The organism is Nocardia sp. TBRC8007, from assembly GCF_056629435.1.
Window position 1 is genome coordinate 1 of the sequence record NZ_JBWSOR010000210.1, and the last position, 293, is coordinate 293.

Below are 293 nucleotides of genomic sequence, written 5' to 3' on the forward strand. Positions count from 1 at the left end.
TCTCGCGGGTGGGGTATCGGGCGCCGCGCTCGGCGCGCGAACAGATACTGGCGGAGTTGTTCGGGGAGGTCCTCGGGATAGCCCGGGTCGGGATCGACGACGACTTCTTCGACCTGGGGGGACATTCCCTGCTGGCGACCCGGCTGGTGAGCCGCATCCGGACCGTCCTGGGGGTGGAGGTGCCGATCCGGACGGTGTTCGACGCCCCCACCGTCGCCCGCCTGGTCCCGCACCTCGATGACGAAACCGCAGTACGGCCGGTATTGGCGGTGGCTCGGCGGCCGGAGCCGATG

At 70.6% G+C, this 293-nt stretch carries 1 protein-coding gene; it reads left to right on the top strand.

Going from position 1 to position 293, the window contains the following annotated elements; all coding sequences use genetic code 11:
- On the top strand, positions 1–293 hold a 293-nt coding region (locus ACX4ZE_RS23340), incomplete at both ends, for a phosphopantetheine-binding protein (protein WP_480275619.1).